The sequence below is a fragment of the Marivita sp. genome (genome assembly GCF_020055635.1).
Lineage (GTDB): Bacteria > Pseudomonadota > Alphaproteobacteria > Rhodobacterales > Rhodobacteraceae > Marivita.
The window spans coordinates 1-14,068 of the sequence record NZ_JAIPUT010000021.1 but is presented as its reverse complement, the minus strand read 5'-3'; the positions used below and the strand labels follow the sequence as shown (position 1 = coordinate 14,068).

The following is a 14,068-nucleotide window of genomic DNA, read 5'->3' as shown; positions in this document are numbered from 1 at the left end:
CTTGCAATGGCACAGCTCTCCGACCCCCTCTCAACGAAGATCGGTTATGTCGTAAAGCGCTATCCCCGCTTTTCGGAAACCTTCGTCGTCAACGAGATCCTTGCCCACGAGGCCGCTGGCACCGGGATCGAGATCTTTGCGCTGCGTCCGGTGCAGGAGACGCATTTCCAGGACGCGATCTCGCGGGTGCGGGCCCCCGTCACCCATGTGCCCGACCGTCACCGCACCGCCGACGTTCTCTGGACGCAGCTTGCACGGGCCGAGGCGGTTTTTCCGGGTGCCGCGGCTCGCGCCATGTGTGCCGGAGGCAGTGCCGCGGACGTGACCCAGGCGCTGGTGATCGCCACGGCCTGCCGCGAGCGTGGCATCGGGCACCTTCACGCCCATTTCGGCACGCTGGCCACGACCGTGGCCCGCCTTGCTGCCGCCATCGCAGGCATCGGCTACAGCTTCACCGCCCATGCAAAGGACATTTACCACGACTATGGCCATGACACCGGTCTTGCCGAAAAGCTGCGCGATGCCGATGCCGTGGCAACGGTATCGGAGTTCAACCTCGCCCATCTGCGCAACACCTATGGCGCAGACGCCGAAAAGGTGACGCGCATCTACAACGGGCTCGACCTCGGCGGACTGGACTGGCGCGCGCCGGACCCCGATGCCACCGAGATCCTCGCCGTCGGACGGCTGGTCGAGAAGAAGGGATTTCACATCCTGATCGAGGCTTTGCTGATCCTCGGGGAACGGGGGCCAAGGCCGCGCTGCCGGATCATCGGGCAAGGCGAGGAAGAGGAAAACCTGCGTGCCCAGATCGCCGGGGCGGGGCTGGCCGAGACCGTCACGTTGGACGGGCCACTTCCGCAACCCGACGTTTTTGCCGCCATGCGCCGGGCCGCTGTGCTGGCATGCCCTTGCGTCGTGGGCCGCGACGGCAATCGCGATGGCCTGCCGACCGTCCTGATCGAGGCGCTGGCTCTGGGCACGCCCTGCGTGGGCAGCGACGTGACCGGCATTCCAGAGATCGTACGCCACGATGAGACCGGCTTGATAGCGCGGGCCGGCGATTCCATTGCGCTGGCCGATGCGCTGCAACGCCTGCTGGCCGACGCGGATGCGCGGAGCCGTCTGTCGCGGGCAGGCCGAGCGCTTGTCGAGCGTGACTACGACATCCACCGCAATGCCGCCGCTCTGCGCGGGGTTTTCGCGGACTGCCTCGCGCGTCGCTCCGAGGCAAGGATGAGGGGGGCGGCATGATGCGGGTGGCCTATGTGACAACCGATCCGGGCATCCCGGCCTTCGGGACCAAGGGGGCGTCGGCCCACGTGCAGGCCATCCTCGCGGCCTTCCTGCGCCGCGGTGCCCGGGTCACGCTTTTTGCGCCCGATCCCGGGCCGGTGCCGGCGCGGCTTGAAGGGCTGCGCGTTGTGGCATTGCCGCCTGCGCCCAAGGGAGACCCCGACGGAAGGGCGGCGCGGCTCCTGGCGATGGACGCCGAACTGCCCTCGAAGCTGGCAGCCGAGGGACCCTTCGACCTTGTCTACGAGCGTCATGCGCTGTTCGCCTCGGGTGCGATGGGGTTTGCCAGGTCGCACGGCCTTGCCGGGGTGCTTGAGGTGAATGCCCCGTTGCTGGAAGAACAGGCGCGCCACCGCTCGCTCGCCCGCGCGAGCGATGCCGTCGCCGCCGCTAGCCGTGCAATGACGACAGCCGGGCGGGTGGTCTGCGTCTCGGGCGCGGTCGCCGAGTATGCCCGTGCGCTGGGTGCGGTTGCGCCGATTGTCGTATCCAATGGCGTAGACCCCGACCGTTTCGCGACCGACCCGCGCGGCGACGGGCCTTTCACGGCAGGTTTCATCGGCACGCTAAAGCCCTGGCACGACACCGCGACGCTGATCGCGTGTCTGCCGCATCTTCGCGCGCGCATCCCCGAGGCGCGGTTGCTGATCGTCGGCGACGGACCAGAGCGTCTGCCACTCGCGGCGCAGGCCGAGGCGCTGGGGCTGGCCCATTCCGTCGAGTTCACCGGCGCGCTTCCGCCCGAGGAGGTGCCGGCGGCGCTGGCGCGGATGCATGCTGGAACGGCCCCCTACAGCGGCGACCAAGCGTTCTACTTCTCGCCGCTGAAGCTTTATGAATACATGGCCGCGAGCCTGCCTGTCGTGGTCAGTGACGTGGGCGATCTTGCCGCCATCGTCGGCGCGTCGAACTGCGGCGTGGCCGTCGCACCTGACCGGCCGGACCTTCTGGCCGCGGCGCTCGCTGATCTTGCAGCCGGGCCGGGGCGGGCCGCAGCCCTCGGAGCAGCGGGCAGGGCGCATGTCGTGGCGCATCATTCCTGGGATCGGGTGCTTGATCGCAGTCTCGACGGCCTCGGGCCAGCGAAGCGGGGGGCCGCGTGATGGCGGGCAAGCGACCTGACGGCCTGCGCAAATCGATCCCCGGCCTGCGCCGTGTGCTGGCGCATCTTGCACCGTATATCCGGGGCCAAACCGGTCTGATCGCGGGCGGGGCAGGGGCGATGATCGCCGCTGTTCTGGCCAAGCTGGCCGAACCCTGGCCGCTCAAGATCGTGATCGACCACGTTGTTCCGGTGGGCGCCGATGGTGTGCCGGGCACGGGCATCGCCGCTCTGGACGGGCTGACAATCCAGATGTTGCTGATCGTGGTTGCGGTGGGGCTGGTGCTCGCCATCGGGCTCAGAGCGCTCTTCGAATATCTCGCGACAATCGCCTTCGCGCTTGCGGGCGCCCGCATCCTGACGCGGGTTCGGGGCGATCTCTTCCGCCATCTGCAAGCGCTGCCGCTGTCCTTTCACCAATCCGCGCGGACGGGGGATCTGACGGTGCGCCTGATCTCGGATATCGGGATGCTCAAGGAAACCGCCGTGACCGCGCTGATGCCGCTGGCGGTGAACACGCTGGTCCTCGCGGGGATGGTCGGGATCATGCTCTGGATCGACTGGCAGCTGGCCCTGATCGCGCTGGCTCCCCTGCCGCTTCTGTGGCTGTCCACGGTCAAGTTCGGCCGCCGCATCCAGACCGTCGGCCGCAAGACACGCGCGACCGAGGGACAGATGGCCGCGACCGCCTCCGAGGCGCTGGCGGGCATCCGCACGGTGCAGGCGCTGGGGCTCGAGGCCGGGATGCAGCAAAGCTTCGCCGGTGCCAATGACGCGGCGTTGACCCAGGACGTCAAGGCCAAGCGGCTGGCCGCAGGGCTGGAGCGGCTGGTGGACCTCCTGCTCGCCGGGGCCATTGCGCTCGTGCTCTATTTCGGCGCGCGGTCCGTCATCGACGGGCGGATCACGCCGGGCGATCTGCTGGTCTTCATCACCTATCTCAAGAACACGTTCCGCCCGGTACGCAGCTATGCGAAATATTCCGCGAGGCTGGCCAAGGCCACGGCCGCAGGCGAACGGGTCGTAGAGCTGCTTCAAACGCAATCCAGCCTTCCCGACCGCCCCGGCGCACCCGCGCTGGCGGTATCGGAGGGCGCGCTTGCTTTCGAGGATGTGCGTTTCGGCCATGGCGGCAGGCCTGTGCTTGACGGTCTGTCGCTGCGGATGCTGCCCGGTCAATCGGTCGCCCTGACGGGTCATTCGGGGGCGGGCAAGTCGACGCTTCTCGGTCTCGCTCTGCGGCTTTCCGATCCCGAGGCGGGGCGCGTCAACATTGACGGGCAGGATCTGCGCGAGGTGTCACGCGACAGCCTGCGCCGGGCCTTTGCCTTCATCCCGCAGGAAACCGTGCTGTTCCGCGCCAGTGTCGCCGAGAACATCGCCATAGCCGCCGGCCGCAAGGTCGCGCGTTCGGACATCGTGGAGGCCTGCCGCCTTGCCGCCGCGCATGACTTCATCGCGGCCCTTCCCGAAGGCTATGACACGGTGCTGGCCGAACGCGGGGCGAGCCTGTCGGCGGGGCAGCGCCAGCGCCTGTCGCTCGCGCGGGCGGCGTTGCGGGATGCTCCGTTCCTGGTGCTGGACGAACCCACCGTCGGGCTGGACGCCAAGAGCGAGGCGCTGGTCTCGGCCACGATCTGGCGGCTGGCGAAGGGGCGCACGACGTTGATCGTCACCCACGACCTCGCGCTCGCTGCCCGCGCCGACAGGGTCATCGTCCTGGACGACGGTCGCGTGACCGAGGACGGAACGCATGCGGAGCTTCTGGCGCAAGGCGGGGCCTATTCCGGGCTTTGGACCGCGCAACAGGGGGGGCACGATGCTGTCGCCGCCGAATAGCGGATTGGCGGCCCGCGACCCCGCGCTGCCGGGGCTTGGCCTGTTGCTCGATCCCGAGGCGTTGGCCGCAGCACTTGGGACAAGCGCGGTCACCCTGCGCCACCTGCGCTACAAGCCGGGCACCAGTTGCGCCGCCGCTGCCGTGACGGCGGAGGGGCAGTGGTTGCGCCTGCGCGCCCTGAGCCGGGCCAGTTACACCAGGAAAGGCTATCCGAAAAACGGGGCGCTGGGCGCATACTGCCTTGCCCAAGGCACGCCCGACGACGACAGGGCGGTTCCCGGTCTGCGGCGGTTCTGGCCCGAACGACGGCGCGCCAAAGTCCAGGCCGAGGTCTTTGGCGAAAGCCACATGGTCGAAGCACGCCTCGTGCCGTTGTCATACCGGCTGGGCCGCAGGCTTGTCGCGCGGCTTGACCATCCACTGGGCGGGGCGCTTCTCAAGCTGCATGCCCCGTCCCGCTTTGCCCAGTCACAGGCCGGGGCACTCTGGGCAGCGTTCCATGGCCACGGGACGCTCATACGCGCCTGCGCCGTGCAATTCGCCGTCACCACCCGCTGGCAGCCCGGTACTGTGCTTACCGCGGAAGACGGGCCCGACGGCTTTGCCGCTGGGGGCGCTGCGCTGGCCGCCATGCACGCCGCGTCCCATCCGCTGCCCTTCATGCGAAGCCGGTTGGACGAGATTGTCGCGGTCACACGAACGCTGAGCGACGCGACCCAACTGCTGCCCGAGGCCCGGGCACGGCTGGCCGATCTGTCCGGCCGCCTGACCGACGCGCTGGCCGCCACGCCCGCCGACCCCGGCCCCATCCACGGCGATTTCAGCGCCGATCAGGTGGTCATCACTCCGGACGGCCCCTGCATTATCGACTGGGACCGCGCCGGAATCGGCGACCGCGGGAGCGATCTTGGCTCGGCGCTCGCCCGTCTCGAGGCAGATCGGCTGTGGGAGGGCGTACCCGAGGAACGGACCGACCAGGCAAAGCAGGCGCTGATGACCGGTTATTGCGCGCATCGTGCTCTTCCCGCGTCGGTGGAAACGCAGCGGCTGGTGCATCTGGCGCTTCTCATGTGCGAGCCTTTCCGACGGCAAATGGCGCAGTGGCCCGCGGCGATGACCAAGATGATCGACGTCATCGAGCAGGGTCTCGAGCGTCTGAAGACACCGGGTCCGGCCGATCGGGCGCTGCCGCATCTGGCCACATTCTGCGATCCGCGTGGCGCACAGGCTTTGCTGGACCTGGCCGGTATCGGACGCCTTGCGGCACCGCCACGTCTGATGCGGCACAAGGCCGGGCGCAGGGCGCTGGTGGAGATTGTTTCGGAAAGCGAGGCGGGCCCGCGCCGATGGTTGGCCAAGACCCGGTCGAAGCGCCCCGATCACGCGTCGCCCGCGCTGCACCGAAACCTCCGCGCAGCCGGGTTCGACGGCAGCCCGGGTGCGTCCTTCGGCGTGCCGGCAGTGCTTCCTGCGCCGGCGGGTCTGCGGACCTTCCTGATGGAGCATGTCGCGGGTAATCCGCTTGCGGACTGGCTGGTGCCCGATTGCGACCCGGTGCCGTTCCGGGCAACCGGCCGCGCCCTTGCCGCGTTGCATGCCAGCCCCGTCGAACCCGGCCGCACGTGGCAAGCGTGCGAAGAGCTTTCCGTGGCCGATCGCGCCCTTGTCGCGGCATCCGGTCGGCATCCGGACGCGGCCCACCGGATCACCGAGCTGCGCAATTGGGCCAAGACCCTCGCGCAGGCTGGTTCTTCGGCGCCGCCCGTCCTGCTCCACCGCGATTTCCATCCGGATCAGGCGCTGGTCGAAGCAGAGCGCGTCTGGCTCATCGACCTCGATCTCGCGGCGCGCGGTGACAGACACATCGACCTGGGCAACCTGCTCGCCCATCTGACGGAATACAGCCTTCGTCGGTTCGGAGAACCCGATATCTTCGCGCAGGCTGCGCGGGCCTTTCTCGCGGGGTATGCCGAAGGTGGAGGCCGCTGGTCCGACGGACGCCTGGATGCGATGCTTGGCCTGTCGCTGCTGCGCCATCTCGACATCTGCGGGCGCATCGCGGGCCGGGAAGACGCCTTTCCAGCCCTCCTGGACCTGCTACAGGATCTGTCGAAACGCTGACGGCTTTCCCGACGACGCCAACGGGCTCAATGCTCCGATCGGCGGGCGGAACCGATCCGCGCACCCGTTCTGCCGGTTGGATGCGAACGCGCCTCCATCGGCTTGTGATCACCTCGTACGGCCCGCGAAAATGGCCATTGATCCTTGTCGCGGCAAGCCGTGTGCGACATTGTCTGGACGAACACTGCAACAAGGCCCGGCACCTCATCATGTCCAAGAAGACCCTGAACCAAGCGAACCTCGAAAAGCTGGGCGCTGCGAGCCTCGCCGCGCTGGTCATGGACCTGGTCCAGGGTAGCGCGGCCCTGCAGCGCCGCGCGCGGATGGAACTCAGCGCCGCCCAGGGGCCCCGGGAGGTTGCCGCCGACCTGCGCAAACGCTTCGCCTCGCTGCGGCGCGCGACCAGCTTTGTCGACTGGCGCAAGCAACGGGCGCTGGTCAAGGATCTCGAGGGGCTTTTGGGCATGATTGAAACCGTCATCGCCCCGCAAGATCCGGACGAAGCCTTCGAACTGCTCTGGTCCTTCCTGCAACTGGCTCCCGCGATTTACGAACGCACGGATGACAGCAACGGCGCGATTGGCAGCGTCATGGGTGACGCGGTCGACCTGATCGCACAGATTTCGCCCAGGGTTTCCAAGGACCGGACCGCCCTGGCAGAACGCGTTCTCGATGCTGTCGCCGACGCCGGCTACGGCGAGTTCGACGGGATCATTCCCGCGACGGCGGAAATGCTTGGCCAGGAGGGGCTGGAGCATCTCAAACGCATCACGCAAGCCTGGGCCGACGCGCCACCGACCGAGCATGAAATCGAACGATATCAAGGCTATGGCCTCATGTCGTCTCCCGAAGACAGCGTGCGCCGCAACAAGCAGGCGACGCGGTCGATCATCCTGGCTGATATTGCGGACGCCCAGGGGGATGTCGACGCCTACATGGCCCGCTATTCCGCTGAACAGCTGACCTTTGGCACGATTGCGCCCGACGTGGCCCGGCGCTTGCTGGACGCGGGCCGTGTCGACGAGGCTTTCGACATCGTCACCCGCGCCCGCGCAGCCGAGGAGGGCACGTCATTCCGGATGTTCCGCTACGATCTTGATGCGGTGTATGAGGAATGCCTTGAGCGGCAGGGCAAGTCGGAGGAACTGAAGGCCCATCTGTGGACGACCTTCGAGCAGACCCTCAGCGCGCCGTGCCTTCGCAAGTATCTCAAGCTGCTGCCCGATTTCGACGATGTCGAGGCCGAAGAGGCCGCTCTGGACTTTGCAGAGGCCTATCCGCACCCTGGCGCGGCGATCAGTTTCCTTGTAAACTGGCCGTCCCACGACCGCGCGGCACGGGTCGTGGTCTCCCGCGCCGACGCGCTGGACGGGAATGCCTGGCACACTTTCACCACAGCGGCCGACGCGCTCGAGGCGGGGCATCCGCTGGCCGCCACGCTGATGCGCCGCGCCATGATCCTGGACACGCTGACGGGCGCGAAATCCAAGCGCTATCGCCACGCGGCCCGCCATCTGGCCGAATGCCAGTCATGCGATGCCGCCATCGAGGATTACGGCGACTTTCCCACGCACGCGCGATTCCATGAGATGCTCAAGCAGGACCACGGCCGAAAACACGGATTCTGGCGCCTGGTCGATCTGTAACTCGGGTCCTGAACCGGATATCGCGATCCGCCCCTTTGCGCCCGAATGCGTCTACCGCGCCTCTCTCGCGGTCTCGACTGTGCGCACGCCGTCCAAGCCGGCCCGGGCGTTCATCCGTTGCTTTCAAGCAATCAGTCTCGTCCACCAAAGACGGCAACCGCCGTGGTTTGTCCGTCACCCGGGGATTTTGCAGCAAAGCCGAAGTGGGATGAGGCTGGCCCACCAAGCGGTCTGCCGTCCTCTGATGCCGCAGCCCAGTTGGAGATGACCGCCACGACATCCGCTTGCGACAAGGTGGGTCCCGTTCCGCCGAGGCTGGCAGACTGGATGTCGAGCCGCGTCCATCCCGTCGATCCTTCCGGCAAGAGGCCGAAGACATCCTCCGGCAGAGCCTGTGGATTGGCGGCGAGACTATCCATCACGCGGTCGGCGACACGATCCAAGGCGTCACTTCCGTCCAGCGGATCATGTCCTGTGTCTGCACGCTGCGCGTTGATTTCCTCAAGCGCCACGTCCCGCGCGGCCTCGGGGGTCAGCGCGTCACCGGTCCCGTCGTCCGCACCGGGGCCCGAGAAGGTCTGGACGGCATAGATCTCGTCGTCTTCTCCGGCTATCCCGAACCCGAAGCTGTCGAAGCCCTTCGAAAGGATGTTTTCGCGGTGGCGGGGACTTTGCATCCAGCCTTCGTGAAACCCACGCAGGCGGTCGGTATCTGGCGGAGTAGGGCAGCCTTCGCAGGTCGCGATGTTCTCACCGCTGACCGCCCAACGGTTTCCTCCTGCCGCAAGGAACCGATCGAAAGGCGTTTCCCCGTCCGGCGTCACATGAGCGTAGAAATCCCGTTCCAGCATGTCGGTGGCATGACCCTGTGCCGCCCGGTCCAGAACGTCGCTGGCTGCAAGTTCCGGTAACCCTGCTTCGGCACGGGACCCGTTCACCAGGTCCAGCGCCTCGGCCCGCAATTCCGACAGGTTTTCCGTTTCCTGCGCACCGACAGAAGCTTGATCCTGTGCGTCCGCAGGGGCCTGCGGGAACACAGGACCCGAAAGCGTGCCCACCATTGCTGCCCATGCTGCATATTTCGCAATGCCGTTCATGATCATCCTCCCCAGCGTTTTGTTTGCGACCACTTTTTACCGCCGCTTCAAGGATGAACCTGCGGAGGCGTCGCGTGTTCCGCGCCAAGTCGCTTCGCGGAAACATGCATCTTGCGCGGTGATCCCGAAGCTGGTCAGGCGTCTGTTCGCCAAACGAATGGGGAGCGATGCCGGTCCGCCTTGGGCGGGAACTCAATGGTACGGCGCAATCTGCTTGCCTTGGCGGGGCCGGAGAGTGGGCGGCGCAGCCCGGTGAGCAAGCGGGTTTCCGCGTGTCCGTGCGCTGTGCAGCGCATCACGAAGCTGTGGGATCGCTTTATCGGCAGCGTCATCTGGCCTAGCTTTTAGCAAAGGCGTGCGCCGAGGCCGTTTGAAGTCCTACAGGTTCGGAGCGCAGATACCGGAAGGAGGCCCCTTGATGACCACCCCTCTGTTCACCCGCCGCGCCCTGTGTGCCATGGGCGCTGCAACGCTTGTCACCGGACTGTCCGGGCTGATTGTGCCCGCCCGCGCGCAGGGGGTTGCGCCCACGCGGTCGATGCGGGGCGGATCGAACAATTACCGCCCCGGCGCACCCATCGTGGAGCGGATCGGCGGCGGTGGTTTCTGGATGACCGGGACCGTGCGGCGCGCCGGTGACGGCGCCCCGTTGGCGGGCCAGCGCATCCAGGTCTGGGCGCATACGACCGAAGGCCACGAACGCGACCCGCAGAGCCACGGCGCGACGCTGAGCGATGCCAAGGGGGAATTCCGGCTTGAGATGCCGCAGATCGTGCCCGCCTTCGGGCAACCGCATGGGCACCTGGCCTATGACAGTGCCGAATTCAAGACCGTCTTCCTGCGTCCCGTGATGCCAAGTTCGAGCGACACGACCCTGCATGCGGATTTCGTCCTGGAACCGGCCTGATCTTCTCGGGATCACTTTGATGCACAGGCCCGGCCGCTGGATGATCTGGGTCGCTCTTGCGGCGGCGATCGCGCTGCCTCTGGGGCTGGCAGCGCAAAGCCCGCTCCTGGCCTACCGGTCGCCGGTCTACATCACCGCCGGATTTGCCGGGATCGTCGCGATGGCGCTGCTCTTGGTCCAGCCGCTGCTGGTGGGGGGGTATCTGCCGGGCCTGTCCGGATTGCGCGGCAGGCGCGTTCATCGGCTGGTCGGCGCCGGGCTCGTCTTGGCCGTGATCGCGCATGTCGCCGCGCTCTGGGTCACCAGCCCGCCGGACGTGATCGACGTGCTGACCTTCACCTCACCAACGCCGTTTTCGGTCTGGGGCAACGTGGCCATGTGGGCGGTCTTCGCCGCCGCCTTGCTGGCCGTCTTGCGCCGCCCTCTGCGTCTGCGCCCTCGGATCTGGCGCAAGGCCCATACCGCGCTGGCTGGCGTCGCCGTTCTGGGCTGCGTCGTGCATGCCGTGCTGATCGAAGGCACGATGGAGCCGCTGTCCAAGATCGGACTGTGCGCCCTGGCCGTGGTGGCGACAGTCTGGGTGCTCCGGGATCGCCGAATCTGGACGCCGCGCGCGACGTCGCGATGACCCGTCGCGCGCGGGAAATTCTGCCCTTCCAGCCCCGGCCCGATCGGAGTTCTGGCGGCCCGAGACAGGCAATTCGGGCGCGAATCGTAGCGTGACCGTGATATCCGCGGACCGGGCATCAGCCGCGCAGAGGAGCCGAAAAGAAACCTTTGGCGGCTCTGAACCGCTTCATTTGGCTGAACTTTCTGCGGTTTGCGCGCATGCTGCGGTTTCAGTTTCAAATTGTCCTGCGTATACTCCGTTCTCGGGACATGCGTTTTTGCGGCGTGTCATGAAGGGGATGCGAGCCTATGATACGGTCTGAATTGATTCAGAAGATTGCCGACGACAATCCGCATTTGTACCAACGCGATGTCGAGCGTATCGTGAACACGATTTTCGAAGAGATCATCGACGCCATGGCGCGGGGAGACCGGGTGGAACTGCGCGGATTCGGCGCGTTTTCGGTGAAGAAGCGGGACGCCCGTGTCGGTCGCAATCCGCGCACCGGCGAGGCGGTCGAGGTGGAAGAAAAGTATGTGCCGTTCTTCAAGACCGGCAAGCTCCTGAGAGACAGGTTAAACGGGAAGTAAACTCTGATGCGATACATTCGCTATGCATTTCTTGCGACGCTGGCCATCGTGCTGGTGTCGGTGGCGCTGGCCAATCGCGGCATGGTCACGTTGCAGCTTCTGCCGTCCGGGCTGGCCGATCTGGCCGGGATGAACCGGTCGATCGACCTGCCGCTGTTCATCATCATCTTCGGCGGGATCGTCGCCGGTTTGCTGATCGGTTTCGTCTGGGAATGGCTGCGCGAACACAAGCACCGCGCCGCCGCGGCCCGGCGTCAGGCCGAGGTCAAGAAGCTTGAACGCGAATTGCGCCGGACCAAGGCAGAGCGTGACAAGGACAAGGACGAGGTTCTTGCGCTTCTCGACGAGGCGGGCTGAGCTGATCCGATGATCCCTGGAATTCGGACAAAGATCTGCGGGCTGACCCGGCTCGAAGACGTGGCGGCCGTTGCCGAGGCCGGGGCGGCCTATTGCGGTTTCGTGTTCTTCCCCAAGAGCCCGCGCAACCTGTCGGTGGCGGCGGCGCGCGAGCTTGCGGTCGAGGTGCCGGTCGGCGTCGCCAAGGTGGCGCTCGTTGTCGACGCCGAGGATGCGCTGCTGGATGAGATCACCGGGTCGGTTCCGTTGGACATGTTGCAGCTCCACGGCTCGGAGTCGCCGGAGCGCGTGTCCGAACTGCGGGCGCGCTACGGCCTGCCGGTGATGAAGGCAGTCGGCGTGGCCGATGCCGAGGACGTAGACGCCCTCGATCTTTACGCGCAGGTCGCCGACCAGATCCTTGTCGATGCCAAGCCGCCGAAACATGCCGATCTGCCGGGGGGCAACGGGATGTCGTTCGATTGGCGGCTGATCTCGAACCGGCGTTGGCCGGTGCCGTGGATGCTAGCGGGCGGTCTGACCCCTGACAACGTGGCCGAGGCGGTGGCGCTGACCGGGGCACGGCAGGTGGACGTGTCCTCGGGGGTCGAGAGCGCCGCCGGGATCAAGGACGCGGCCTTGATCCGGGAGTTCGTTCGGGCGACGCGGGAGCGGATGCGGTGACGCATCCGGATTTTCCGAGGGCGGAAAATCCTGGGGCTCTGCCCTAAACACAGCGGTTGGTTGATCGTAATGGCGGGACAAATTCTGAACGGGTGAGGCGCATCCGGCGGATAAAAGAAGACCGCCGAGGCCCATGTGGATCTCGGCGGTGATTTTGTCTTCGGCGGCGGCGTCCCGCGTGATGATGATCCTGTCGATGAAGCCCTTCAGGAATGCGTTGGCTTCGACGACAGCATCGGGCTGCGAGAGCAACTCGCCGAAGCGTTGCAGCGCCCGAGAAAGCGTCACTGCGCTACTGGTGGGCACCAGCGCACTCGCCGCGGTCATGGCGTCGACTTCTGCGGCGTCGGCGTCGATCGCCGCGATCTCCCGCTCAAGCTCTGTCAGACGCGTAAGAAGAGAGGCCGGCGCGTTCCCGTCCGCGATCATTCCCACGATATTGTCGATCTTTCGCTGCGCCCCCGCCCGGCGCCGCGCAAGCATGGCTAGCGGATGTAGATCGTGGCGCGTTTCGTGCGTCTTCCTTTCGTTTTGGTTGTTGATCGGTGTTCGCAGGAGGGGCGACGTCTTGGGCGCTCAGGGCCGCAGCCCGCGCGAGCAGGGTCACCAGATCGCTCAAGGCGATGCTGATCTGGTGCTCTCCTCCGGGATTGTCGTTTGCTGCGGTGAGATAGGTGTTCATGGTGTCAGTCCTTCCGGGTCAATCAATGGAAGGAGTTTGGGATCGTTTGAATCCGCTTGGAAAAGATCGCGTGCATTTTTTCAAGCGCCCCCCAAAAAACAGAATGCTTTCAGCCAGAGATCTTCCTCGATCAGTTGGCGCCAATCCTCCCAGCGACGAGAACAGGCAACTCGCGACAATGCTGTGGGGATGCATCCACGAAATTTGCGCTGAAGACCTGCAAGATCGATCGAGAAACGCGCGCAAGTTGGTGATGCCCTGAGGGGCGGCATATCATGGCGGTGTCGAGTCGCCGTTAATTCTCTGCTGAGAAAGAGATATGATGGTGTGGATGCCGGCCCCTGAAGGCATCACAATTTGGTGTCATGGTATTGTCACGGAATGTAACTGAAAGGAGGGACACATGACAAACGCGACCATCATCGGCCTTGATCTGGCAAAGAACGTTTTTCATGCGCATGGCGCACCCGGGTCGGGCTCGGTTGTTTTTCGCAAGAAGCTCGCTCGAAACCAGGTTCTGCCGTTTCTGTCTGAGAAACCGGCCTGTATTGTTGCCATGGAAGCATGTGCGACAGCCCATGGCTGGGCGCGGGAGATTGAACGGCTCGGTCACAATCCGCGTCTTGTTCCGCCCTAATATGTGAAGCCTTATGTTAAACGCCAAAGGAACGATATGGCTGACGCTGAAGCTATCGCTGAGGCGTCCTCTCGACCGACGATGAGGTGTGGAGGTCAAATCCGAGGGGCAACAGGTCAATGCCATGGCGTATCGGACCCGGCAGATGTTTGTCGGACAGCGCACCCAGACGATCAACGCTTTGCGCGCGCATCTGGCTGAGCACGGCGTGATTGCAGCGACAAGCAAGTGTGGCCTGAAGAAACTGTCAGCGATGATCGACGATCAGACGGTGACCTTGCCCTGCAAAGTCCGGGAATTGGCGCGTGTCTATGTCAGCCACATTGCAGGACTGACAGCGCAGATTGCCGAAATGACTGAGAGCCCGATTTGAAACTAATTGAGTGAGTTCAGCAGGTTGTGCTTCTGTTCGGTTGCAAAGCTGAACGGAGATCACGATGGCCTGGACCGAACTCACCCGACGCCAACATGCCCGAGTGGGCGACAAGTATGCAAGCGATCTGACAGACCCCGAATGGGC

The 14,068-nt window shown here is 65.6% G+C and carries 14 protein-coding genes and 1 pseudogene; 14 read left to right on the top strand and 1 reads right to left on the bottom strand.

Annotation, left to right across the window (positions count from 1 at the left end):
- Window positions 1-6: 6 nt before the first annotated feature.
- From LCF60_RS11675 to LCF60_RS11655, 5 genes are all read left to right on the top strand, one after another.
- Entirely contained in the window at window positions 7-1,254 is a 1,248-nt protein-coding gene (locus LCF60_RS11675; RefSeq protein ID WP_292291951.1) for a glycosyltransferase family 4 protein, read from the top strand.
- On the top strand, window positions 1,251-2,399 hold the full coding sequence (locus LCF60_RS11670; protein WP_292291950.1) for a glycosyltransferase: 1,149 nt from the start codon (window positions 1,251-1,253) through the stop codon (window positions 2,397-2,399). The genes LCF60_RS11675 and LCF60_RS11670 overlap by 4 nt, the downstream gene beginning before the upstream one ends.
- Complete coding sequence (locus tag LCF60_RS11665; RefSeq protein ID WP_292291949.1) at window positions 2,399-4,237, top strand: ABC transporter ATP-binding protein; 1,839 nt, start codon at window positions 2,399-2,401, stop codon at window positions 4,235-4,237. Before LCF60_RS11670 ends, LCF60_RS11665 begins: the two co-directional genes overlap by 1 nt.
- Window positions 4,152-6,359 (top strand): aminoglycoside phosphotransferase family protein, encoded by a 2,208-nt coding sequence (locus tag LCF60_RS11660; protein ID WP_292291948.1) that lies wholly within the window; start codon window positions 4,152-4,154, stop codon window positions 6,357-6,359. The genes LCF60_RS11665 and LCF60_RS11660 overlap by 86 nt, the downstream gene beginning before the upstream one ends.
- A 209-nt stretch (window positions 6,360-6,568) precedes the next feature.
- On the top strand, window positions 6,569-8,005 hold the full coding sequence (locus tag LCF60_RS11655; protein WP_292291947.1) for a DUF6880 family protein: 1,437 nt from the start codon (window positions 6,569-6,571) through the stop codon (window positions 8,003-8,005).
- 131 nt (window positions 8,006-8,136) lie between these two features.
- On the opposite strand, the gene LCF60_RS11650 is transcribed toward LCF60_RS11655, so the two are convergent.
- A complete protein-coding gene (locus tag LCF60_RS11650; RefSeq protein WP_292291945.1) occupies window positions 8,137-9,102 on the bottom strand; it encodes a CAP domain-containing protein in 966 nt (321 codons plus the stop codon).
- A 418-nt stretch (window positions 9,103-9,520) separates the two neighbouring features.
- Between LCF60_RS11650 and LCF60_RS11645 the strand changes: the two genes are divergently transcribed.
- From LCF60_RS11645 to LCF60_RS11605, 9 genes and pseudogenes are all read left to right on the top strand, one after another.
- Window positions 9,521-10,009: a twin-arginine translocation pathway signal gene (locus LCF60_RS11645; RefSeq protein WP_292291943.1), complete on the top strand. Its 489-nt coding sequence runs from the start codon at window positions 9,521-9,523 to the stop codon at window positions 10,007-10,009.
- Between the two features lie 19 nt (window positions 10,010-10,028).
- Window positions 10,029-10,637, top strand: coding sequence for a ferric reductase-like transmembrane domain-containing protein (locus LCF60_RS11640; RefSeq protein ID WP_292291942.1), 609 nt, complete (start codon window positions 10,029-10,031; stop codon window positions 10,635-10,637).
- Between the two features lie 290 nt (window positions 10,638-10,927).
- On the top strand, window positions 10,928-11,209 hold the full coding sequence (gene ihfB / locus LCF60_RS11635; protein WP_292291940.1) for an integration host factor subunit beta: 282 nt from the start codon (window positions 10,928-10,930) through the stop codon (window positions 11,207-11,209).
- Window positions 11,210-11,215: 6 nt separating this feature from the next.
- Window positions 11,216-11,566, top strand: a complete 351-nt coding sequence (locus tag LCF60_RS11630; protein WP_292291938.1) for a LapA family protein — start codon at window positions 11,216-11,218, stop codon at window positions 11,564-11,566.
- Window positions 11,567-11,578: 12 nt separating this feature from the next.
- A complete protein-coding gene (locus tag LCF60_RS11625) occupies window positions 11,579-12,229 on the top strand; it encodes a phosphoribosylanthranilate isomerase (protein WP_292292015.1) in 651 nt (216 codons plus the stop codon).
- Window positions 12,230-12,364: 135 nt separating this feature from the next.
- The gene (locus LCF60_RS11620) at window positions 12,365-12,718 is read left to right on the top strand and encodes a hypothetical protein (protein WP_292291937.1); all 354 of its coding nucleotides are present in this window, start codon (window positions 12,365-12,367) and stop codon (window positions 12,716-12,718) included.
- Between the two features lie 596 nt (window positions 12,719-13,314).
- Window positions 13,315-13,548: a hypothetical protein gene (locus LCF60_RS11615; RefSeq protein ID WP_292291936.1), complete on the top strand. Its 234-nt coding sequence runs from the start codon at window positions 13,315-13,317 to the stop codon at window positions 13,546-13,548.
- 145 nt (window positions 13,549-13,693) lie between these two features.
- The gene (locus LCF60_RS11610; protein WP_292291934.1) at window positions 13,694-13,921 is read left to right on the top strand and encodes a hypothetical protein; all 228 of its coding nucleotides are present in this window, start codon (window positions 13,694-13,696) and stop codon (window positions 13,919-13,921) included.
- 64 nt (window positions 13,922-13,985) lie between these two features.
- Window positions 13,986-14,068, top strand: a pseudogene (locus tag LCF60_RS11605) (IS5/IS1182 family transposase); the annotation flags it as partial.